Source organism: Paenibacillus sp. FSL M8-0228 (assembly GCF_038007385.1).
GTDB lineage: Bacteria > Bacillota > Bacilli > Paenibacillales > Paenibacillaceae > Paenibacillus > Paenibacillus polymyxa_D.
In genome coordinates this window covers 1,025,123-1,047,302 of record NZ_JBBOXA010000001.1, presented here as the reverse complement: position 1 = coordinate 1,047,302, position 22,180 = coordinate 1,025,123, and the positions used below count along the sequence as shown (strand labels likewise).

20 protein-coding genes and 1 riboswitch are annotated in these 22,180 nt (G+C 43.9%); of the genes, 6 read left to right on the top strand and 14 right to left on the bottom strand.

Annotation, left to right across the window (positions count from 1 at the left end; genetic code table 11):
- Positions 1 to 53 precede the first annotated feature (53 nt).
- The 3 genes from MKY98_RS04795 to MKY98_RS04785 form a co-directional block, all read right to left on the bottom strand.
- Entirely contained in the window at positions 54 to 1,052 is a 999-nt protein-coding gene (locus MKY98_RS04795; protein ID WP_069012910.1) for a glycosyltransferase, read from the bottom strand.
- A 54-nt stretch (positions 1,053 to 1,106) separates the two neighbouring features.
- Complete coding sequence (locus tag MKY98_RS04790) at positions 1,107 to 2,144, bottom strand: aminoglycoside phosphotransferase family protein (protein WP_029517612.1); 1,038 nt, start codon at positions 2,142 to 2,144, stop codon at positions 1,107 to 1,109.
- Between the two features lie 146 nt (positions 2,145 to 2,290).
- The gene (locus tag MKY98_RS04785) at positions 2,291 to 2,983 is read right to left on the bottom strand and encodes a pectate lyase (protein ID WP_029517613.1); all 693 of its coding nucleotides are present in this window, start codon (positions 2,981 to 2,983) and stop codon (positions 2,291 to 2,293) included.
- Between the two features lie 554 nt (positions 2,984 to 3,537).
- Between MKY98_RS04785 and MKY98_RS04780 the strand changes: the two genes are divergently transcribed.
- Positions 3,538 to 4,110, top strand: a complete 573-nt coding sequence (locus tag MKY98_RS04780) for a shikimate kinase (RefSeq protein ID WP_029517614.1) — start codon at positions 3,538 to 3,540, stop codon at positions 4,108 to 4,110.
- Positions 4,111 to 4,221: 111 nt separating this feature from the next.
- On the opposite strand, the gene aroD is transcribed toward MKY98_RS04780, so the two are convergent.
- The 3 genes from aroD to MKY98_RS04765 all read right to left on the bottom strand — a co-directional run bounded on the left by aroD (position 4,222) and on the right by MKY98_RS04765 (position 7,386).
- A complete protein-coding gene (gene aroD, locus MKY98_RS04775; protein ID WP_069012909.1) occupies positions 4,222 to 4,986 on the bottom strand; it encodes a type I 3-dehydroquinate dehydratase in 765 nt (254 codons plus the stop codon).
- A 102-nt stretch (positions 4,987 to 5,088) separates the two neighbouring features.
- Entirely contained in the window at positions 5,089 to 6,345 is a 1,257-nt protein-coding gene (locus tag MKY98_RS04770; RefSeq protein ID WP_081317627.1) for an MFS transporter, read from the bottom strand.
- A gap of 129 nt (positions 6,346 to 6,474) precedes the next feature.
- Positions 6,475 to 7,386 (bottom strand): LysR family transcriptional regulator, encoded by a 912-nt coding sequence (locus tag MKY98_RS04765; RefSeq protein WP_069012907.1) that lies wholly within the window; start codon positions 7,384 to 7,386, stop codon positions 6,475 to 6,477.
- 216 nt (positions 7,387 to 7,602) lie between these two features.
- On the opposite strand from MKY98_RS04765, the gene MKY98_RS04760 reads away from it, so the two are divergent.
- Both MKY98_RS04760 and MKY98_RS04755 read left to right on the top strand, forming a co-directional pair.
- A complete protein-coding gene (locus tag MKY98_RS04760) occupies positions 7,603 to 8,793 on the top strand; it encodes an MFS transporter (RefSeq protein WP_029517617.1) in 1,191 nt (396 codons plus the stop codon).
- A 29-nt stretch (positions 8,794 to 8,822) separates the two neighbouring features.
- On the top strand, positions 8,823 to 9,713 hold the full coding sequence (locus tag MKY98_RS04755) for a shikimate dehydrogenase (protein ID WP_029517618.1): 891 nt from the start codon (positions 8,823 to 8,825) through the stop codon (positions 9,711 to 9,713).
- A gap of 151 nt (positions 9,714 to 9,864) precedes the next feature.
- Here MKY98_RS04755 and MKY98_RS04750 read toward each other — a convergent pair whose 3' ends face one another.
- The 8 genes from MKY98_RS04750 to MKY98_RS04715 all read right to left on the bottom strand — a co-directional run bounded on the left by MKY98_RS04750 (position 9,865) and on the right by MKY98_RS04715 (position 18,485).
- Complete coding sequence (locus MKY98_RS04750) at positions 9,865 to 11,091, bottom strand: RtcB family protein (RefSeq protein WP_069012906.1); 1,227 nt, start codon at positions 11,089 to 11,091, stop codon at positions 9,865 to 9,867.
- A gap of 246 nt (positions 11,092 to 11,337) precedes the next feature.
- Positions 11,338 to 12,771, bottom strand: coding sequence for a purple acid phosphatase family protein (locus MKY98_RS04745; RefSeq protein ID WP_069012905.1), 1,434 nt, complete (start codon positions 12,769 to 12,771; stop codon positions 11,338 to 11,340).
- A gap of 248 nt (positions 12,772 to 13,019) precedes the next feature.
- The gene (locus MKY98_RS04740) at positions 13,020 to 14,021 is read right to left on the bottom strand and encodes a Gfo/Idh/MocA family protein (RefSeq protein ID WP_029517621.1); all 1,002 of its coding nucleotides are present in this window, start codon (positions 14,019 to 14,021) and stop codon (positions 13,020 to 13,022) included.
- 197 nt (positions 14,022 to 14,218) lie between these two features.
- Positions 14,219 to 14,860: a deoxynucleoside kinase gene (locus MKY98_RS04735; protein WP_013308920.1), complete on the bottom strand. Its 642-nt coding sequence runs from the start codon at positions 14,858 to 14,860 to the stop codon at positions 14,219 to 14,221.
- Positions 14,860 to 15,480, bottom strand: a complete 621-nt coding sequence (locus MKY98_RS04730) for a deoxynucleoside kinase (protein WP_029517622.1) — start codon at positions 15,478 to 15,480, stop codon at positions 14,860 to 14,862. The genes MKY98_RS04735 and MKY98_RS04730 overlap by 1 nt, the downstream gene beginning before the upstream one ends.
- A gap of 145 nt (positions 15,481 to 15,625) precedes the next feature.
- Positions 15,626 to 16,225: a response regulator transcription factor gene (locus MKY98_RS04725; protein ID WP_029517623.1), complete on the bottom strand. Its 600-nt coding sequence runs from the start codon at positions 16,223 to 16,225 to the stop codon at positions 15,626 to 15,628.
- Complete coding sequence (locus tag MKY98_RS04720; protein WP_029517624.1) at positions 16,222 to 17,355, bottom strand: sensor histidine kinase; 1,134 nt, start codon at positions 17,353 to 17,355, stop codon at positions 16,222 to 16,224. Before MKY98_RS04720 ends, MKY98_RS04725 begins: the two co-directional genes overlap by 4 nt.
- 68 nt (positions 17,356 to 17,423) lie before the next feature.
- On the bottom strand, positions 17,424 to 18,485 hold the full coding sequence (locus tag MKY98_RS04715) for a fatty acid desaturase (protein ID WP_029517625.1): 1,062 nt from the start codon (positions 18,483 to 18,485) through the stop codon (positions 17,424 to 17,426).
- 213 nt (positions 18,486 to 18,698) lie between these two features.
- Positions 18,699 to 18,783, top strand: a riboswitch (ZMP/ZTP riboswitch).
- Between the two features lie 113 nt (positions 18,784 to 18,896).
- Between MKY98_RS04715 and MKY98_RS04710 the strand changes: the two genes are divergently transcribed.
- From MKY98_RS04710 to MKY98_RS04700, 3 genes are all read left to right on the top strand, one after another.
- Entirely contained in the window at positions 18,897 to 19,763 is an 867-nt protein-coding gene (locus MKY98_RS04710; RefSeq protein ID WP_029517626.1) for a bifunctional 5,10-methylenetetrahydrofolate dehydrogenase/5,10-methenyltetrahydrofolate cyclohydrolase, read from the top strand.
- Positions 19,760 to 20,395, top strand: coding sequence for a cyclodeaminase/cyclohydrolase family protein (locus MKY98_RS04705; protein ID WP_069012904.1), 636 nt, complete (start codon positions 19,760 to 19,762; stop codon positions 20,393 to 20,395). Before MKY98_RS04710 ends, MKY98_RS04705 begins: the two co-directional genes overlap by 4 nt.
- A 214-nt stretch (positions 20,396 to 20,609) precedes the next feature.
- Positions 20,610 to 22,112 (top strand): stalk domain-containing protein, encoded by a 1,503-nt coding sequence (locus MKY98_RS04700; protein WP_069012903.1) that lies wholly within the window; start codon positions 20,610 to 20,612, stop codon positions 22,110 to 22,112.
- Positions 22,113 to 22,180 lie beyond the last annotated feature (68 nt).

Sequence of the window (22,180 nt, the reverse complement as noted above, 5' to 3'; positions counted from 1 at the left end):
TTCACTCTGGATACCCAAACGCGAGTTGCAACCACAGTATTATGCCTCGCTGCTCAGCTTAACCAATGATCAAAAAAGTCTCGGTATCCCTGCTTCATCACCTGACTTGAAAACTGTTCCATGGCGTATGCCTGATTTTCTGTAGAAACCCGACGGGGTGAGGCGGCAGCCATATTGACCAGCTCAAACCAGTTTTTCTCATTCCCTGAAAAAGAATGCGTAGAGCTGATATGTCCATAGCAAGGATGCTCTGGCTTAACCACGATTTTACCCATAGCGAGCGCTTCGGTCAGCGGCATGGCGAACGTATCAAATTTGGAGCAGCTCCAGTACACCTTCGCCGTGTTCATCAGCGCAAACACCTCATCTTGCGTCAACGCAAATTGAAGTTTAACATTGTCCGGGATATCATATTTCTTCATACTTTCCTTGTAGCGTTCACCGCCAAATACCATATAGACATCCTTGTCAGGATTATGCCTCGCATACTCCAGTACCAAATCCGGACGTCGGTTCTCCTCATCTCTACCAATCCACATCACCCGGTTCTCTACCACTTGCGAGGGATCAAAATGCTTTTCCACCAGCCGCTCATTAAATCCGATCGGGATGACTGTCACATCGGTTACGCCAAACTTCGAAGCCATCTCCTGCTTGAGAAAGGCAGTCTGTACGATAGCCTTGTCCACGATCTGATAAAAAGGCTTCATCATTTCATAGCCTGTCAGTGCCGGATCAGGAAAACTATGCGGAAAAAGCACGCTGTTTTTAAAAAACATGTTCAAATAGGTAAAGCCAGATACCGTATAAATAACGTGCTCAATCTGCTGCTCATGGAGTTGGTCCAGTACGACGTCATAATTGACCAGGTCGCCTTTTTCGTGTTCATAACCCGGAAGCCAGTCATGACTGCTCACATGGCGCTCCGGTGATACAAATACGATGTTCACCCCCAATTCCAACCCGATTTGCTTCAGACGTTCTGCGAAAATACGCGGACCCTGTGCTTCAGCAAATTGTATTTTTCTCATGACCAAACCAACTTTTTTCATGGATATATTCCCTACCTTCTTTGGCTAACTAAATACAGTCTATGTCTTAAGCTACTATCTACATCGCTGGGCTTGTCCCCAATCCATCATCGCAGCACACTGGTTCAAACAGGCTAACGTTTCGTCCAACTGGGACTCTAATTGCTCTTTTGACCATTTGTCGCCGTTTCTATGCAGGTGCGTTCCAATCCTTTGCAAATCACTTGTGATTAACAACAGCATCCAGAGCGAAAATACCACAGCAAACATGCCATATTCCAGCATAAAAGCCGTTCGATCCACTCTTATCCCCAACAGCTCCAGCTGCTCCACGTAGGTGTCCAGTATACGAATACGCAATTCGGACGTCATGCGTCGGGGAAACAACGGATGGGACATGTCGATCAGGTGATATACATCCCACAGCGGTGTGTTCAGATGAGTATGCTCCCAATCCAGCACCATAAGCCGTTCCCCGCTCAGCGCATAGTTCCCCGGATGAAGATCACCATGAGACAGTACAAGCTGCTGTGAAAAAGATACATGCTCCAGCTGTACATACATACGCTGCATCTGTTGCTTAGATAATCCTAGTGAGCTGCAAAGCTGTAACACATCCGGCTTGCGCGTGTATAGCTCGGAAACCATCTCCTGAATGAGTGGCTTTGGTCCCCGCAGCGGTATCCCAGCAAAACGATCCGTCGGCAAAGCATGCCACCATGCAACAAGTCTAACAGCTCGCAATAAAGTTTCGTCTGCGTGTAGATGATGTAACGGACCAAGATCCTCAAAAACCATCCATTCTTCTCCGCCATCCACACCTGCATCAGACCAGGCTAGCAATCGGGGATAGATCGGTGATAACGCAGGAAGCACATGCTCATACACCCATCTCTCCCGCCCCTTCTGATCATCATTGGTTAGCGGTTTGAATATATAACTTTCAGAGGAAGACACGTAAAAACGTTCCACATGTCGACCATTCGTACCTGTATATAAAATTTCACGATTCTGCACCAGCGTATCATTCAAAGTGCCGTCAACATTCACATATTGATAAAGAGGATTCATAGCTACCCAACTTTTTTGTATAAAATGTAATAGCACGATCATATCACAGTCCTCGTTCCGAACGAAGCCCAGATCATCTAGGGGTAACTCATTGCACCCAAAAAGGGGCTTGTCCAAGCAGATCATACGACCTGTTGGGCAGCCCCTTATCACATCCGCACTCCTATCCTTACTCTATTCTATACCAATTAATATTGAGTATTGCCGGACTCGCTCGTATTACTGGATTTAAAACCTTTGAACAATTGTTTTACATTATGATAACGAGTATTCGTAATTTTAGCTTTGCTGTTAGGACCGTCCGATCTCAGGATCGAATCCTTCACGTTGGAAATATCCGAGTTATCCAAAGTCATATTCACTCTAAATGTAGAGCCCCCAAGTTGGCGAACCAGCTTACCGATATCATCGGCTCTAAAGTTTTTAATGTTAATCGTGCCTTCGGCATTAATTTGGAACACTTTATCATATGCGTGGAACGCTCCACCGCCCGTAATGTTTACCGTACCTGGTTCTTTAAGCGTCAACGCATCTTCACCGACATCCTCCCACGTTACGTTGGAGATTGTGCCGTTGCCATATACATGCACCCCATCCGCAGCAGGGGCAGCGATGATCACATTTTTCAGTGTTGCATTATTTTCAAGCTTAAAGATAGGCTTCTGAGCCTCTTTCTGGCTTCCGTCTCCCAAGGTATCGGGATCAGCCACTACAGTCTTGCCTTTACCATCGTAAACTTCTCCTGCTTTAACAAGTATAGTCTTATGGACGACTTCTGGAGCTGCATGTGCAGAATAATTGCCGACAAATAAGGCGACCAACATTCCTGATAAAGCGATACTGATTCCCTTTTTCAATACGTTAGCTGTGTTTGTTTTCATGTCAATTCATCCCTCTCGTAGATATTTTTCATTGTTCCAACTCTTCGTTGACTAGAACGTGTAGACCGTATCACCACCTTCGCACAATGAACCCAATGACCGATACACGTCTATAAAGCATCATTCAACTATTTGCATATGTATACTTGGTTTTTGGTTCAAAGTAATTTCGTTTTATAAAAAATATAAAGAACAAATTGTAAATAGAGCGATTACATTTACAATTTGTATAATTCTATTATAATCCTATTTCCAGTAATTTCAATATATTTTCCGCCAAAATATGTCCTTTTTTTCAATTAAGTACACAAAATTGACTCTTTTATACTTGTGCAAGTTTGTTTTTCTTCAATTTACGCATTAAACAATACTTAAATACCTTGTTTCGTTTGCCTGCTGTTTATCACTTAATTGGTATTCAGAGTCTCTTTTATCGTATACCTCATTGCTGATGTGCTCTATACTATTGAATGACACGGTTGATGAACGTATAATGTATTTAGTGCTTTGAAGCGTTACATCTCAACATTACTGGTGAGAAAAGAGTGGTTATCGTGCAAAACAATAGTGAGATTCCATTAAAAGAACAAAATATTGTGCTCATCGGCTTTATGGGTGTAGGCAAAACAACGATCGGTTCCCATCTAGCGCGCAAGCTGTATCGCGATTTCGTGGATATTGACCAGGAGATTGAACAAGAATACAACATGCCAACAACAGAGATTTTCAAGACTTATGGAGAGAAGCGTTTCCGTGAGATTGAAAAAGAGCATATTTTGAAGCTGTGCAGCAACACACGCCTTAAAATCATTTCCGTTGGCGGTGGTGCATTTTTACAGGAAGAGGTGAAGCAAGCTTGTTTGGCTTCATCGATTGTTTTCTTCTTGGATTTAAATTGGGATTCCTGGAAAGATCGGCTCAAGATGCTGATTGACACCCGTCCTAATCTACAAAACAAGACTTTAGGGGAAATTGAGGATTTATTCCGTTCCAGACAGGACATCTACGCGGTGAATCACTCCAAGATCGATACAGATCAGTTGGATGCGGAAGAAGTCGCAGACTATATTATTCAAACGCTGAATCTAGGTTGGGAGTTATATGAACCTACTCGGGGATTGAATTAAGAGTTACACCAAAAAGGAGGGCTCCAGCATGCTTACCGCATGGGGGCCTTCCTTTTTAATTCATTGTGGATATATTACTAATTACTAACTGGCGAGTATGCCATCCATCTTTTAAGAATGGCTATGCAGCACCGTCAATATCTCTCTCAGTTCAGTGACAGGAATCTGCCCCGGTGCGGAAGCTTTCTTAGCGGCACCAAAGGTCAAAGCCGAACCAAACAGTTCTCCGGTCAGGCGGCTCACGACACCTTTCCCCGCCATCGACATCGTAATAATCGGCCGATCTGCATGCTCTTCTGCCATAGTACGCGTGGCATCCAGCAAAGTGAGCACATCGGCTGTATTGGTCGGCATCACTGCTATCTTAGGCAGATCGCCTCCCAATTCCTGCGCCTTGCATAATCGGGAAACAATCTCCTCCTTCGACGGCGTCTTATGAAAGTCATGATTAGATATAATCACATACACGTTATGCTTATGTGCTGCTTCTACCAGCGTCTTCACATCAGCCTCCTCATTAAAAAGCTCTACATCAATAAGTTCGACTTGCCCCGTTGCGGCTATTGTACGATTCAATTCCACATAACTCGCCGCACTGATTTCCTTTTCTCCGCCTTCCCGAGCGCTACGGAACGTAAATACGAGTGGAATATTGGCTAAAATAGACCGAATTTCATGTAAGGCAGCCTTTACCTTTTCCAGATCCTCCACATGTTCGAAAAAATCGACTCTCCACTCCACGATATCCAGGTCGAGCGTACGTAAATAAGTAGCTTCTTCCTTCAACTGCTCCAACGTTTCTCCCACCATGGGCACACAAATTTTTGGCGCTCCTTCACCAATCAGGACATCTTTCACCTTTACGATTTTAGCCATCTCTTTCTCACTCCCAAATTACAGTTTCAAGTCGAACATGTACAATAATTCATAGTATAACGCATTCTGAATAAGCATGCAGATGATATGATCCAGTCGTCGTTATTTGGGTTCAAGTGCAATTTTAGGCGACAATTTGCGACTTGCTGGAAAAACTAAATTGTACCGAAAATTAACAAACACCGCCAGTACGATCCCTAGCACATTCACAATAATAGCTAGCATAAAAACACTCGATATCTGAGAATGTTTCAACAGAAAGCCTGTAAACACAGGAATGATCGTGTATGAAAGCGAGGTTGCTGTATAAACAAACCCGGTAATCTGTCCTTTTCGTTGACTAAAAAATTCACTCATTACGGTTAATGTCAGCTGAAGTACACCTGATATTGAAAACCCGATAACACTCGCACAAATAATGGACGCAGCCCCTGACTTGAAAAGGAGAAGCGCTCCAAAAGCCAACAGGGAAATACATGGATAAATAAGAATAATGTGAACTGGTTTAACCCATTTTCTTAACACAATGACCAATACAAACACGGAAACCAGCGAACCCATATTGTAATAAACTAATAATCTGAGAGACTCTGATTCGGTCATACCGATAAACTGTTGTCCAAAAGTAGGCAACCATAACTGCACAATATAAAGCAAGGTAGGTCCCGTAAATCCGAGCAAGATAAGGCATAGCCCTTCCTGCCAAAACCGCGGCTTACTCCGGTCATTTGCCTCCAATTTTCCCGCTAGGCTTGATACAGAATTACCGCCACTTTGCCCCTTGGCGGGCTGCACGCGCATGTCTGGGAACTTCATTTTGAACAAGTACATTGCATTCAAAGCAAATATGAGGGCAGGTAAAAAGAAAGAGAACCCGTAGAAAATATCGTGATTCATAAAAAAGATAATCATTAGCGGTAAAAATGCCGCCCCAACGGATATAAAACCTCTCACCAATACTGTAGCCGAACCAGAGGATTGGGGGAAAGCTTCGATCAGCGCTGGATAAGTACCTGAATCAAGAAAAGAATTCGCTACGCCTGCCAGCACAGCCAGTACGATCGCCATCTCAAAGCTGGAACTCAGCGGTATACCGACCAAGAATACAGCCATCAGTAGCCCGGCTGCCACAATAAACGGCTTACGACCATAACGGTCGGAGAGCACCCCGGATATGTACAGGGTAAACAACCTGCCAAATCCCATCGCAGAAACCAAGAGACTGATGCCCGCCTGATCTGTATGCAAATGCTCTGTTAAAAAGGACATGTGCGATGCCAGCATAATATTAAACATGCCGAACAAAAGATAGTTTACATAAAGTCCTGTCGCCACTGGAAAAGAAGTACGTTTCATCATGAATTCACCTGCTTTTGTAAGTAAGTCTTGTAGTATCAAAACGTGAATCATTTCACATTGCTTGTGTCGATGATGAAGTATAGAACACAATTTAAAATTTATCAAGTTTAAATATTGCGAGACTCCGGCTTAGACACGCTGATGCGTTTTCAGATAAAACTCCTTGCCGTAACTTAGGGCAAAGTTCCGAAACTCTACTACTGCCGGGGATAAATATCTATTTTTAATGCTGGCTAGGTAGATAAAACGCTCGTATTCTGGATTAATAATAGGCAATGTTTTGACGTTAAAATAATCTAACGATGAAATGCGGGGCATAACTCCGATCCCGTAATTGATAGACACCAGTCCTGCCATTGCCGTATCTTCTTCAATCTCGCAAATAATCTGTGGCGTAACGCCCGCCTTGGCAAACAAATTCTCAATAATGGGCCGAACCCCACTCTTTTTGTTGAAGAAGATCACCGGGTAATCTGCTGTATCCTTGAGATCAATTTGGTCCAGAGAAGCCAGTGGATGATCAGGCGAAACAATGACCACCAGTTCCTGCTGAGCCAACGGAATAAACTCCACATCCGGTTCATTTTCCACGTGAGAGCAGAACGCCACGTCATAGTGTTCCTGCTTCAGGCCTTGAATAATATCGTTCGTATTCCCTTGGTGAAACGAAAAGGAAATGTCTTTACGGGCATCCAGAGCTGAAAAGGCTTGGATTATTGCTGGAATGAAGTGTGAACCTAGTGTGTAAATGAACGCCAAATCTATATTACCATGACTTGGACTCACTAATTCCCGTAAGTTATGCTCCCCCTTTTCCAATTCATCCATCGCGTGCTCCACATACTTCAGAAAAAATCGTCCGTATTTGTTTAACCGAATATTTCTCCCCTGCTTCTCAAACAGATGAACGCCCAAATCCTTTTCTAATTCTGAAATCGCATGACTTAAACTGGGTTGAGTGATACAAAGCCGCATAGCTGCCTGAGTAAAATGCTCCATCTCCGCAAGTACACGAAAATATTGTAAGTGCTTCAGGTTCATAATTATGTAATTCCCTTCTTTAATTCATATTTTAAATTATAGACCCAAACTATGAAAAACGATAAAAATATGCATTGGATTTATAATATCACCCCTTATATAATTAAGACATAGACATTATGTGAATATTTTCACTTGTTTGTGGGCGTACTTTAATACACCTGGACGATGCCTACCTAGGCCATTGATCTAAAATTTATGTTGGGAGTTACACTTATGAAAAATCCTTATATCAGAATGGCAACAGGGCTTTATATCAACTATTTTCTTCTGGGTATGATTAATGTTATTCTCTCGTCGAATATGAGCTTTCTGACCGTGCAATTGAACACGGATAAAGCAGCCATCGGCTATCTGGTGTCAGCGATTGGAATCGGTAAACTGCTCGCTCTCGGAGTAGCCGGAAAAATGTCAGATAAATACGGAAGGAAACCACTGATTGTTATTGCATCATTTGCTTATTTAATCTTCCTAATCGGTATTCCGCTTGCACCTAACTACACCTTGGCATTCGTGTTTGCCATTATCGCAGGGCTCTGCAACTCGATGATGGATGCGGGGACTTATCCCGCACTCATTGAAGGGTTCGGAAAAAAAGCCGGGTCTGCAACCGTCCTAGTCAAAGCATCCATCTCGATCGGTGCCATTGTTATTCCTTTCATGATTGCATTTTTTATTAATCACGATATGTTCTATGGATATTCCTTCTTTATTCCAGCAGGAATTTATCTGCTGAACGGGATTTTCTTGTCAATGACCGCTTTCCCCAACCACAAAGCCGAGGAACAAAAGGCTCCAGCCGAGACTGGACAATCAACGGATTCGTTCCACAGCGAGCCTAAGTTTTGGCAAGAAGGTTTGTCTCTGATTATTATCGGTTTTACTTCAACTGTATTGTTCATGATCGTGCAGCTATGGCTTCCTACCTTTGGACAAGAGGCTCTTGGCATGGACAAAGCCAGCGCCATTAAGCTGCTGAGCTACTATAGTATAGGTTCATTAGTTTCCGTTATTTTGTTGGCTATGGTACTTGGTAGATTCATTAAGCCCATTACCGTCATGATTGTGTATCCGCTTATTGCCCTACTTTCTTTGCTGGCTTTAATTGTATGGCACAATCCTGTCGCTACCTTGATCAGTTCATTCTTAATCGGCTTGTCTACCGCAGGCATATTCCAAATTGCCCTTACGGTAATGACGGAATTTTTCCGCAAGAACAAAGGAACTACGACTTCTCTCGTAAACATAGCAGCCAGCCTATCGTTCATCCTGATGCCTTTGGCTACCGGGAGCATGTCCAAAAGTCTGGGAATTACCTCCGTATTCATTCTGGATATTGCGATTGCTGTAGTCAGTATTTTGCTGGCCGTGTTTGTTGCTTATCGATATAAAAAAGTGTTTCATTAAACTACACACGTTACTTGGAGGCTTATATCATGAAAAATGCTGGACGTATTGACGGAAGAACACAATTAATCGGACTGCTAGCTACACCGATCGGACACTCTTTGTCCCCGGCTATGCATAATCTTGCGTTTGAAAAGCTGGGCCTAAATAACGCGTATATGGCCTTTGAAGTAGGCAATGAACAGCTTGAAGAGGTCGTACGGGGGATGCGCGCTCTGAACATACGCGGTTATAACGTGTCCATGCCTAACAAAACAGCTATACTCCAGTATCTTGACGAGCTAGACGACAGCGCTAAATTTACAGGTGCCGTCAACACTGTCGTGAATACGGATGGTAAGCTGAAAGGCTACAGTACAGATGGATCAGGTTATGTTCGTAACTTGCAGGAGAACGGCATTGATCTGAAAGGTAAGAAAATGACACTCGTCGGCTCAGGCGGTGCTGCAACGCCGATTGCTATTGAAGCCGCTCGAGCTGGTCTCGCTGAAATTTCAATTTTCGCTCGTAATGACCAGTTCTTTGCCCGGGCGGAAGAAAATGTCCGTATGATTAATGAAGAGATGAAACATGCCCAAGTCAAGGCGAATATCTATGCATTAGAGAATCAGGAGAAGCTGCGTGAAGAGATTCTTACAAGTCATATTTTCGCTAATGGTACAGGTGTGGGTATGAAACCGCTGGAAGGCAAAAGTGTAATTGAGGATGTGTCCATGCTTCGTTCCGATCTGATTGTAACCGATGTAGTATACAGCCCAGCTAAATCCAAGCTGATGGAACAAGCTGAATCCGTAGGTGCAACCGCCATTAACGGTCTGGGCATGATGCTGTGGCAGGGCGCATTAGCCTTCGAACTGTGGACAGGCCAAGAGATGCCAGTCGCTTATATTAAAGAACAGCTTTTTGCTGATCAACTGTAAGATTTAGAGCTGCTCAACAAGCACATCAAGCCATGAGTTCCTTCTATTATATACGCATATATGTACTTTAAATACGATGCTCGGCGAATGAACACTTCTGCCGGGCATCGTCTTTTTTATGGGTACAGCCCCGTTCTTCCTTCTCTTTTCATTAATCCTTATACGGGTCAAACTCATTGGCCCCAGCCATGCATACCCCGATTGGCTTCAGCACATGCATAACTTCCACGGTCTCGGAATGAGCGTCCAGTACCTCGCGCAGTTTGCGGTAGACGAACGGACTTTCGTCTGTACCTGCTCCGCGCAGCTCGACACCGTAGTTCCGAACAGCCTCCTTCATCTGTACATCCGTGATTTGTCCACCACTCCGTGTGCGGGTTTTCCAATTCATTTTACCGGCTGCCTGGGTACGACTCATAATACGACCTGCGCCATGGACTGTACTATAGTAGGAATCCCGATTTTCTACCGAATCTTTCCCACGCACAATCACCGAGATATCGCCCATGCTTCCTCCAATAAAGCCCATTTGGCCAGGGGCCGAGGGGGTTGCGCCTTTGCGGACTACAATGGTGTCGCGTCCATCATGCTGTTCCTTCCACGCGTAATTATGGTGGTTATGCACCGTAAAATCCGCTTCGGTCCCCATAATACCAAGCACTTGTTCTATCACATAGTCACGTCCCGCATACGCATAGCGTCCGGCAAGGCGCATCGCACGGTAGTACATGTCCCCCAACTCACTGTTTATATCTAGCAACACAGGTGGCTGATCCATATGTTCTCCCGGCGCCTTTCCGAGAAACTCTCGTCCTGCGGCCAAGTTTAGAAACCCACTTGCTGTTTTGTGTCCAAAGCCCCGGCTGCCGAAATGATTGGCAATCCAGACCTGTCCTGTCGCTTCCTCCACGAACACATCAACAAAGTGATTACCACTCCCTACTGTACCCAGCTGTTCCCTCGCCAAGGACTTCAGTTTGTCATGCTCTTGTTTCCCAATCGCCGCATATACTGCCCAATCCGGGTCATCGAACAGCTCATGGTCTACCTGAATTGCATTCACACGACCTACGCCAAACGAAATATGACGTGCAATCTCATCCATCACGGCTGAAATACGTGGCATAATATCTGCGGCAAACAGCTTGGTTCTTACCGCCTTATTCCCGCAGCCGATATCATACCCGACACCTGAAGGTGAAATTTGTCCGTCATACACCATCACACCGCCAATCGGCTGGCTGTAGCCTTTATGATGATCTGCCATCAGTAGCGCCTGAATCACATTACCATTTTCGGCACATGTGCGGGCTTGAGATAGTGCCCCCGGGTCAGGTGATCCCCATACGCGTACTCCATTGATTTCTTGATAAACCATCGTTTTATCCCTCCATATTTTGCAAGAAAATTTCTATATGTAAAATTGACTGCTTTTGAACTTTGGATCTCTTAATAGCATTATGTACGGTTTACCCGCTTCCGAACAGGGCGTAAGTATTACAAGCACAACATCAGACGTCTCTATAAGAAAGTCCCTATAAGAAAATGAAAAAGGATATCCATGCAGCCGACCAGACTGTAGGATATCCTTTTATGATTATTTAGAAACCATTAATCAATTTTACTAATATTTTTTGATGATTCCGAATTGATCCACAATAAAAGGTTTGGCATCATTTTTGTTTTGATCAATTTCGTACGTTACGGCTGTAAGTTTATTTTCGTCTACGGTGATGCCAACAAAATTCTGTACCTGTCCTCGTACAGGTCTACGATTGTCACTCGGATCCGGGCCATATACTGCCGCATGATTCTCTTCAGCTAGTTCAAAGAGATTATAGTACTTATCTCCAAGTTTTTCACTCGGGTTCTTGTAGTAGACTTTGGGGCCAGCAGTTGCTGGGATGACATAGATACTTCCATCCGGATTCACACTATATTCAATCGTCTTATCATTTAATGTATCTTTTAATTTGGTTGACGTTGTTGCTTTACCCTCTTGGTTGATTGGTTTCGTCCGAGCATAAATATGATCGTGCCCCTGCACGACAAAGTCGATATCAAGTTTGTCCATGAGTGGAGCGATTTGGTTACGAACTCCATTGTTATCCATGATGTCAGAATCTGTTGCATGGTTAGAGGTAGTGTAGGGACCTTTGTGAATGTTAACAATGATCCACTTTGCACCTGCCCTTTTGGCTGCCGCAGCATCTTTCTTTAACCATTCAACTTGATCTTCAGAAAAATTGGCATATTTCTCTGAGTCCTCATTGGAGTTCAGTACGATAAAGTGAGCATAGCTGTAATCAAAGGAGTAGTACGCTCCTGTTTTAGTAGCAGAACCAGCTGGTTGATTAATATTAAAGTGATCATAAAAAGCGTAGTTCTCATCCTCATGATTACCTGCTGAAGGAACAATGGTTGTATTCAAAAGACTTTTTTGTGAATGTCCCAACAACCAGTCCCACTGCTCTTCTTTGGTACCGGTGTCTACGATATCTCCGTTGTGGACTACAAACTGAGCATTACCTACAGTTTGAAGTGCTTTTTCGAGCGTCTGTGAAGACAATATGGCTTCATCTTCGCTTTTCGCTTGTGTATCAGCTAAATCAATGAAGGTAAATTCGCCGCTCTTAGGAGCCGTTTGAAACGTACCTGTTTCGCTCCATATCCCGCGCGCTGCATCACCCACACGATAATAATAAGCTGTGTCCGCTTGAAGACCTGTAGCTACAGCTTTATGGACAAGCTCTTCTGGAGAATTGGTCGATGGAGAAGAAGTCCCTTCAAATGTAAGAGCACTCGTAAAATCAGCTTCAGAAGCCGTTTTCTTGATTACTTGAACAGTGCTCTTCGTGGAAAGTTTTGAAGTATACCAGGTAAATCCTTTGGAACCTTTTGTGTCTCCATAAAATGTAGCTGTAACTTTACTAATACCATGATCTGTATTCCCTGATGACTCAGCATGGACAGGCAAGGCTGACATGCCCGTAATCAAACCTAGTGCAAGAGCAACAGACATAGATGTTGCTGACCATTTTTGAAACTTCTTAAACATGTGTACACTCCTCTGTGTAGTTAATATGTAAAAGTTATAAATATGATCATATCAATCAAATGTTAATACGTTGTTTTAGGAAATATAGTAATTTGTAAAAACGAGGTGTTAAGTGACCTAGCGATTGAGGAGAAGGATAACTGCTTTACCCTTTTAGGGCTACAAAGCCAAATAAGGCTAACCGTATATTTGCAAAGTTTGCAAAATCGGCAGCCCTTTGTGCATTGCAATTTCGATCATTCCACTGACTAATGTGCAGAAGTATTTTTCAAATCTGCTTCATAACGAAGGCCGAATTGTTGTCTTGCCTCCTCCATCACTTCAGCGACTGTAAGTGAACACTCCAAAGAGTTAATGGAACTGTTGCGTTCACCAATCTTGATCAGATCTATAAATTCCTGAATTTCATAATACATGGGCTCACGCGTCTGAGCTTTGGTCAGATCCTCAATCGTGCCGTCCCGATAATGAATTTTCACCTCATAGGGCTGACTGATTTTGTCGATCACCATCGTTCCATTCTCACCCTGAATTTCAGCAGGCAGATAGGAATCTGTAATTTTGGAATACATGACGATAGCATCCATATCAGGATACTTCATCACGATACTGCCCTCGCCATCGACACCAGAGGATAAAAGCACACCAACCGCCCGAACCTCCTCAGGTTTGCCGAACAAAGTCACCATAGGATACAAACAATACACGCCAAGGTCCATCAGGGAACCATTGGAAAAGGCCGGGTTAAACGCATTCAATACCTTACCTTGCTTAAAAGCATCAAAGCGGGAGGAGTATTGACAGTAGCTTGCAAAATAACGCCGAACCCGGCCTATTTTATACATATGATCCTTTATTATTTTAAAGTTAGGCATAAGTGTGGATTTAACGGCCTCCATCAGCAGAACATCGTTGTTGCGCGCGGCTTCGATCATACTCTTCACCTCTGCTGCATTAGACGCAAAAGGTTTCTCACACAACACGTGCTTTCCGTGATTCATACATAAGATCGCCTGCTCCGCATGTAAGGAATTGGGGCTGGCAATATATACGGCATCGACCTGGTCACTTGCGGCCATTTGCGCCAGGTCTGTAAAAACCTCCGGCTGGCTGTTATATTTGTCAGCAAAAGCTTTGCCCTTATCCTCTGTGCGTGAGTATACCGCCGTCAGGGAAAATTCGTCCGTCTCCATCGCAGCTTGAATAAACCTCTCTGTTATCCAGTTGGTTCCAACAATACCAAAACGCATCACAGTATCCCATCCTTCCCGTGAGTCATTACAATTCATATGTACCTATTCTCGCATTCCAGCCTAAACTTGTCCACTATACCGTTAGCCATATCTCGTGCTTCAACATGTTTATTCGACAAAAAAAGACTGCGGTCTATCAGCTTAATTTATACTGATTGTACCACAGTCCCTGTCAGTTATTTGGGGTTATATCTCTATTTTTTTGATATTACTTTTCCTACTTCTTCCAAAATAGCATCCATGGAAGCAGGGTCATGTACATCATACTCATCAATGTTCAGACGCAGTACAGGACAGGCATCAAATTCGTTGATCCAATTGGAATATCTGCGATGCATTTGCTCCCAATAAGAACGCTCGGTCTGGATCTCCATCTCGCGACCGCGCTCCTCAATCCGACTCAGAATGGAGGGCAAACTGCCTTCCAGATAGATCAGCACATCAGGGTGAGGGAAAAACGGTGTCATCACCATCGCCTCAAACAGGCTAGTATACGTTTCATAATCGGTAGGATTCATCGTTCCCTGATCGGCATGCATTTTCGCAAAAATGCCTGTATCCTCATAAATAGAACGATCCTGCACAAAGCCTCCACCAGACAGGAAAATATTCTTTTGTTCCTTGAAGCGTTCCGCGAGAAAATAAATTTGCAAATGAAAGCTCCATCTTTCGAAATCGTGATAAAATTTCTCCAGATAGGGATTATGATCGACCTGCTCCAAAGAGGTTTTAAAACCAAGGCGTCCGGCCAAAGCACCGGTCAACGTGGATTTACCTACACCCACTGTGCCCGCTACCGTAATCAAGGCATTTGCAGGAATGTTGTAATTATTCACTATATAAGCTCCTTTACATCGGAAACAATTTGTTTAAATTGTGCCTGATTTTCTACAAAATCAATTTCATTCCCGTTCACGGTCAATATACGAGGGGAAGGGGACTGTTCAGCGAGAAACTGCATGCCTTTATCATAATCTATGATCAATTGCTCCAGATAGGCAGGGTCCATCTCCTGTTCAAAAGAGCGTGCACGCTTGCGAATTCTCCCCAGCAAGGTATCCAAATCTGCTTTGATATAAATGATAATGTCCGGCTTAGGCATATCATCTGTGAGCAAATGATAGATTTGACGATATTTTTCGAGCTTCACACCCTTAAGCGTACGTTCAGCAAAAATCAAATTCTTGTAGATATGATAATCAGAAATAACAGGCTGAGCTTTCTCGATATATTGCAGACCAGTATCCTCCAACTGCTTATACCGATTGCAGAGGAAGAACATTTCCAACTGGAAACTCCACTCATCTATATTCTGATAAAATTTATCGAGAAATGGGTTCTCCTCGACAATCTCTTTGATTATCGGCCAATGTAGCTCGGTTGAAAGCATCGAAGCTAACGTCGTTTTGCCTGCTCCGATGGGCCCTTCAACGGCTATAAATGGGGCTTGTTTCATGCGGTTCTGCTCCTCCTTGTACTCCAGTCCATCCTGTGGACAACTATCCTATTGTATCACAAGGTAGTACGCTAAAGGCATACCAAATCTATGGATAAAACAAAAAAACAGAGCGCTATATTTTGCTTCATAGCGTCTCTGTTTCTCATTTAAACCAACCTTTTTCATTAAAACGTGTAATCGCTTCGATCCGGTTACTGACACCCAACTTATCGAGAATGACTGAAATATAATTGCGCACCGTCCCTGTCGTTAAATACAGTTCACCAGCAATCTCTTTTGTGTTCTTTCCGTCAGCGATGAGCGCCAAGACGGTCTTTTCACGCTCTGTTAGCGGGTTGACTTCGGCATAAGCATCATCGACCAGTTCCGGAGCATAGATACGCCGACCTGCCATAATACTGCGAATGGAGGAAGCCAGCTCTTCACTGGGACTGTCCTTGAGTAGATAACCGTGTGTCCCCGCCTTGATCGCTCGTTCAAAATACCCAGGGCGGGCAAACGTAGTTAAAATCAGCATCTTGCAGTTCAAGCCTTTGAGTTCTTCAGCCGCATCCAATCCGCTCTTTATTGGCATTTCGATGTCCATAATGCATATATCCGGTTGATGCAGCTTCACCAGTTCTATAGCTTCTTCCCCGTTGCTTGCTTTTCCGACTACTTTCATGTCCTCTTCCAAGTCTAGCAGAGAAGCTAGAGCACCCAGCAGCATACGCTGGTCTTCTGCAATGACAATTCGAATCATGGCCCCACCTCCTCGTTCGGCTTTTCAGGGATATTGGGCACTTTAATGACCAAGGTCGTTCCCTGATCTGAACGCAGCTCCATACATCCGTTCACGAATTCGAGCCTTTCCTTCATACCTTGCAGGCCGTTTCCACGAAGGGTTCCATTTTCTCTCGTAATACCGACTCCATTATCCTGAATCCGAAGAGTCAATTCCTTACGAGACGGCTCAATCGTGATGGAGCAAGCGGTAGCTCCACTGTGTTTCACTACATTGGTTACGGCTTCCTTCATACACATGCTAAGAACATTTTCATTCATTAATGATGTATGCTCCAGCTTCGGGTCGCCCTCTAGAGTTAATTCAATGTGAGCAGCCTTTAAAATCTGCCGAATACGTAGTAGCTCATCCTCTAGTCGCATACCGCGCATTTGAGTAACCATTTCCCGTACCTCTTTTAACGCGCTTCTTGCCGTGAGACGAACATCGTTAATTTCGACATGCGCCCGCTCCGGGTACTGATCCATCAGTTTGCCCGCCAAATCGCTCTTCAGCCCAATGAGTGACAACTTCTGACCTAAGGTATCGTGCAGGTCACGCGCAATTCTTTGCCGTTCCTCCAGCTTAATCAATTCCGATATTTTCTTATTGGCATCCTCCAATTGAACTTGGAGCCGATCGCTTTTGTTGCGATTAAAATTCGTAATCGGAAGGAGAATCACACCGATCAGATTGAGCAGGATAAAAGGAATCTGTTTAATAAAAACGGGATTCTGAGAAACAAAACCATAATTGATCAATCCAATCGTAATAACCATTAAAATAATATACAGCGTCGTAAATGCAGCCTTACTTTTAATATTACCGATCAAATAGGCGATAAATATGGAAAAGTACATATAGCTGAACAGCAGTGTCATGGTAATCGATATGGCAATCTGTACACTGGTCCAAAAGTATATGAGCCAGCCTTTTGAGACAAAAGCCAGTACATAACATGCAAAGAATACCAAAATAATAGCAGTACCCAAAATAATATGACCTGTAGATGAAGAGCTAAAGTAGTAAAAGGGCAGGATATAAAAGACGACCCAAACATAAGGGCTAAGCCCTGTATTTCTTTGGAAGATCTGATACCATTTTTGCATCCTGCCCACCCTCTTCTACTTCACATGACTTATATTCCTTATCTTATCATACCAGGTTTTGTTCAACGTTATTTTCTTTCTGTGCCTACAACAGGTGTAGGCATGGGTTTCGTAACTGCAACACGTTTGCTGAGGAGCGGCTTCACTTGTTTAAAGGTCAAAAAGGTTTTCGTATTTTCATCCCAAAGTCGGAACTTCAACGATTGCAGACTGCTACTCACTGTGATCGTGGTCGCCTTTTGAAGTAACGGTGTCGCTTCATGTGCTTTTTCCAAATTATAATTTGGAACTTTGGGACTCAGGTGATGAACGTGATGAAATCCGATATTGCCCGTAATCCATTGCAATACTTTAGGAAGCTTGTAGTAAGAACTGCCTTCTACGGCTGCATTAATATAACTCCACTCTTCATCGTGCTCGAAATAAGAATCCTCAAATTGGTGTTGTACATAGAATAGCCAGATTCCCAACATACCGGATACAAAAAAGATAGGTGCCTGTACGAGAAGGAAGGCCTGCCATCCAATAGCCCAGCACAACAGTGCATACAATGCAACGATGGATATATTCGTCACATGAGTGTTCATTTTTTCCTTGCGTTTGGCTGTCTTGATATTAAAGCGATAGGAAATCAAAAAAGTATAGATCGGACCTAGTCCGAACATAACCCAAGGATTTCGGTATATGCGATAGGCCAACCGTGTCCATGTGGAAGCCTCTGTGTACTCTTCTACCGTAAGCACCCACATGTCACCTGTGCCTCTTTTATCCAGATTACTGCTGGTTGCATGGTGGATCGCGTGACTATTTTTCCATTGGTGATAAGGGCAGAGCGTAATAATACCTGTAATCGTTCCCACAATGTCGTTCAGCTTGCGGCTTTTGAAGAAGGATTGATGACCACAATCATGAAAAATAATAAACGTCCGTACCACAAACCCCGATGCAACAATGGCAATGGGAAGCGTCAGCCAGTACGAAACCGACAGGCTAAGATAAGCAGCATACCACAATAGGATCAGTGGACCCAAGGTATTGATAAGTTGCAGAACGCTGGATTTCGTGTTTATTTTCTCGTAGGGAGCCATATTTTTTTTCAATTGGGCTAATGGGAGTTGTGTCATACTCATTATGATCCTCCTTAAAGATGACGCCTATACCTTGATCCTGTTAGGCGTACATGTTGATCTAATCTCAGTATAAGGAGAACGCTCTAGGCGCTGTAGTCATAAACGTCAGTTCGTGTATATGACATTTGTCATATAGACAAGTAACATAACCCGTTTTCCAAATGTTCGCGGGTTTCTTTTCTGATGATTGTTTGTTAAAATATAAGGTATAATAACGCTGTATGTGACTGGCGAAGTCAGTGGAATGAACCACGAGGGAGCATACAAAAAAAGCGTACCGTTCGCCTGGGAGAAGTATTTGCAGAGGATTCGTCTGTCTTGACGACCTTGTGCAAATACTTTTTTTCGTTTTACAAGACCATGACACCCTGTTGATTCCATTATGCAATAAATTCAGAGGAGGCTCGGACTATGGCTATTATCATGAAATCCAAAGAAGCAGCTGAGCAAGTATATGCAACGATCCGTTCACAGGTAGAAGAAATGAAGCAGCAAGGACACCGTCCCCATCTGGCAACCCTATTGGTAGAAGGTGATCCGGCATCTGCATACTATGCACGGACCAAGCAAAAAATAGCGGAGAAGCTGGGCATCTCATTTCATCTCCATACGTTTGATCGTCATGTTAGCGAAACCGAGCTACTGCACCTGATCGGCAGTCTGAACGATGCATCCCATGTACATGGCATTATGCTGGAACTGCCGCTTCCCCAACATCTTTCCGCCTCCGTTATTAAACAATCCATTGCCCCCTACAAGGATATTGATGGGATTACACCCGATAACAAGCTGGCTACTGTAACAGGTGACGCCGGACTATATCCCGCAACACCTCAAGCCTGTATCGAGCTGCTCAAGCATTACGGTCACACATTGGCAGGCAAAAATGTCACGCTCGTGGGCATCGGACAGACAGTGGGACTTCCCCTTTTCCACATGTTGCAAAGAGAAAACGCCACCGTTACCGCCTGTCATGCAGGTACGCGTGATATTGCAGAGCATCTGAGCCATGCAGACATTGCCTTCGTGGCAGTCGGATGCCCTGATGTGATTACGCAAGATATGGTTCATCCCGGTCTGATTTTGGTAGATGCGGGAATTAATGAGACGCTAGAGGGAAAAATAGTGGGAGATGCCGCTTTAGACGTGGGGGAAAAAGTACATGCTATTTCTCCGGTTCCCGGCGGTGTTGGCACCTTAACGACTGCGATTTTGTACAAAAATCTGCTCAAAGCAATACATCTGCAACACTACTCCAGAGAGGTGGTTTACTCATGAGTGAACTGTCGTGGAATCATTCCATCGGACATTTTCTGAAAGAGGCTGCAAGTGCAGCTCCTACCCCTGGCGGAGGAAGTGTATCCGCACTGGCTGCGGCACTAGGCGCGGCTATGACCTCCATGACCGCCAACCTTTCACAAGGAGAAAAATACGCGCACATCCATGAACAAATCACGGACGTCATTAGCAGCATGGAAAGATTGTCTACACATTGTGAGGAATTAATGGTCGCAGACATCCAATCCTTTGAACAGTATATGACTGCCCTGCGTTTGCCCAAGGAAACAGACGAAGAAAAGCGCTATCGTACCCATTCCTTACAGACAGCGGTGATCGCTGCCATTGAGGTACCCATGCGCCTGCTGGAAGTATGCCGAGACGGATTGTCGCAAGCCTATAACATTGTGGAAGTGTCCAATAAAAATGTGATTTCGGATCTTGGCATCGGCGCGATCCTGTTCGAAGCCGCCGCTCAATCTGCCCTGCTTACCGTCGACATTAACCTTGCTTCGCTGAAAGATTTGGATGTCAAACAATCCTACGAAGCTAAAACAGCCGCACTCCTCCGTGAAATCGGACAAATCAAAGAACAAACCTTATTGATGGTGCGCAGCCGAATAACGGGCTGACCATTGGAAGAACCCGTCCCAAGTCATATTCTGCTTCCATGCTCAAAAAATAGCCTCTCAAACCCGCCTCTGCTCGTGGGTTTGGAGGCTATTTTATTGGAATCCAACGATTTGTGGAAAACTTTTCTATATATTCTTCGTCTATTGATAAGGAGATATTCCCCAAGGCGTTATTTAACCTTATATACATTGATGAAGAAATGAGGAAAAACGCATGAAAAGACGTACTCTGTTAATCAGTATGATCGCGCTGTTATTGTTCAGCTCCAGTGCATGGGCGGCCGGTGATGAATCGGCGTCCCGTATTCGTTCATATGATTCCGGGAGTCTGATTCAATCCGATGGAAGCTTGTGGTTATGGGGCTATAATCAATCCGTACCGACTCGTGTAGAGGATAAGCCAAACGTTGTAAGAACATTTTCGAATATAATCCAGGAAGGCGATCTGATATTTACCTTACAAGATCATTCCGCCTGGTATGTGCCAAGAAACAACATTTCTGAATCCGTGAAATTCATTTCTCTGGAAGGACTACCAAACATCATAAACGTGCGTATTATGAATGATCATGTGCTCGCCCTAAACGCCGAAGGAACCGTATTATCCGCTGATCGAATCGAAAATGGTGGCAACTTTGCTCCTTTTCAAACCCTATCCGGCATCGAAAATGTTACAGAATTGGATAGTTACTATGAAAAAAGACCGCAATATGAGGAACGCTGGATCTTCTTGAAGAAGGACGGAAGTGTATGGAAAAATACAAGGTCCTTGCAGGGCTTCGAGCTTGTTCCATCATTAAAGGATATTACTGCTATCTCCAAAAACATAGCCTTAAAGAAAGACGGTACTGTATGGACATGGCCCAAAGAATTTGATAAAAATGTAACTCCGTCCGAAACTTTATCCGTATCGCAGATTCAAGCCTTATCGGACATCAAAATAATTAAGACCAATGGAAGTTCCAATCTCGCGATTGATCGACAAGGACGGTTATGGTTCTGGGGTGAAACGGTCACAGGTTACTCAGATAATACAACCTATCACAATGAAAATACCCCTGTGCTATTATCAGGAGTAAAAGATGTTAAAGACGCCTTTTTCGCCGAACGCTCCATACTCGCCCTCACCACAGCTGGGAATGTATATGTTGCGTCTCTAGATGGTGAAAAGTTACCATCCAACGCCCCCTTTACATTGCTTGCTAAAAATATTCAAAGTATCAAAGCAGGTCCACGGCACGTAATCATGCAAAAAGCAGATGGGGCCTTATGGGGCTGGGGTGTCAACAAACACGCGCAGCTAGGTATAGGAGACTATGAGTTTCTGTATAGTTCACCAGTTCCTGTACAAAAACCGATTCTTGTCCGTCTCAATGGTTCGCCTGTCTCTCTGAGTAATGGTGTCATTACCCGCAACGGGCAAGCGTTTATTCCCCTTCGTTCTGTTTTTGATAAACTGGGGGCCGAGATCGCTTATGACTTCAACAGCAAAATAGCAAAAATAGATCAGTCCAAGGCAGAAGATCACCCTGTCTTTCTAGAAATAAATTTCAAAACCAGCCAAGCAAAAGTGAACGGTAAGGCTGTAAAGCTTACCAATCCGCCCTTCATGGTGAATGGTATTGGTTATCTTCCATTAAGGCTGATCAGCGAAACGCTGGGGGCCAAGGTAGATTGGATACAAAAAGAAGATACTATTGAAATTACGACAAAATAGTAAATCAAAAACCAGTCCAAACATGATTCATGTTGGACTGGTTTTTAATGCTATATACTGTGTATAAT

Coding starts and splice junctions, on each gene's coding strand:
- MKY98_RS04745 (WP_069012905.1), bottom strand. CDS start 12,771: ATGTTTAAGAAGTTTCAAAAATGGTCAGCAACATCTATGTCTGTTGCT.
- MKY98_RS04720 (WP_029517624.1), bottom strand. CDS start 17,355: ATGCAAAAATGGTATCAGATCTTCCAAAGAAATACAGGGCTTAGCCCT.
- MKY98_RS04730 (WP_029517622.1), bottom strand. CDS start 15,480: ATGAAACAAGCCCCATTTATAGCCGTTGAAGGGCCCATCGGAGCAGGC.
- MKY98_RS04760 (WP_029517617.1), top strand. CDS start 7,603: ATGAAAAATCCTTATATCAGAATGGCAACAGGGCTTTATATCAACTAT.
- MKY98_RS04790 (WP_029517612.1), bottom strand. CDS start 2,144: ATGATCGTGCTATTACATTTTATACAAAAAAGTTGGGTAGCTATGAAT.
- MKY98_RS04765 (WP_069012907.1), bottom strand. CDS start 7,386: ATGAACCTGAAGCACTTACAATATTTTCGTGTACTTGCGGAGATGGAG.
- MKY98_RS04725 (WP_029517623.1), bottom strand. CDS start 16,225: ATGATTCGAATTGTCATTGCAGAAGACCAGCGTATGCTGCTGGGTGCT.
- MKY98_RS04700 (WP_069012903.1), top strand. CDS start 20,610: ATGAAAAGACGTACTCTGTTAATCAGTATGATCGCGCTGTTATTGTTC.
- MKY98_RS04740 (WP_029517621.1), bottom strand. CDS start 14,021: ATGCGTTTTGGTATTGTTGGAACCAACTGGATAACAGAGAGGTTTATT.
- aroD (WP_069012909.1), bottom strand. CDS start 4,986: ATGGCTAAAATCGTAAAGGTGAAAGATGTCCTGATTGGTGAAGGAGCG.
- MKY98_RS04705 (WP_069012904.1), top strand. CDS start 19,760: ATGAGTGAACTGTCGTGGAATCATTCCATCGGACATTTTCTGAAAGAG.
- MKY98_RS04715 (WP_029517625.1), bottom strand. CDS start 18,485: ATGAGTATGACACAACTCCCATTAGCCCAATTGAAAAAAAATATGGCT.
- MKY98_RS04755 (WP_029517618.1), top strand. CDS start 8,823: ATGAAAAATGCTGGACGTATTGACGGAAGAACACAATTAATCGGACTG.
- MKY98_RS04710 (WP_029517626.1), top strand. CDS start 18,897: ATGGCTATTATCATGAAATCCAAAGAAGCAGCTGAGCAAGTATATGCA.
- MKY98_RS04770 (WP_081317627.1), bottom strand. CDS start 6,345: ATGATGAAACGTACTTCTTTTCCAGTGGCGACAGGACTTTATGTAAAC.
- MKY98_RS04785 (WP_029517613.1), bottom strand. CDS start 2,983: ATGAAAACAAACACAGCTAACGTATTGAAAAAGGGAATCAGTATCGCT.
- MKY98_RS04750 (WP_069012906.1), bottom strand. CDS start 11,091: ATGGTTTATCAAGAAATCAATGGAGTACGCGTATGGGGATCACCTGAC.
- MKY98_RS04795 (WP_069012910.1), bottom strand. CDS start 1,052: ATGAAAAAAGTTGGTTTGGTCATGAGAAAAATACAATTTGCTGAAGCA.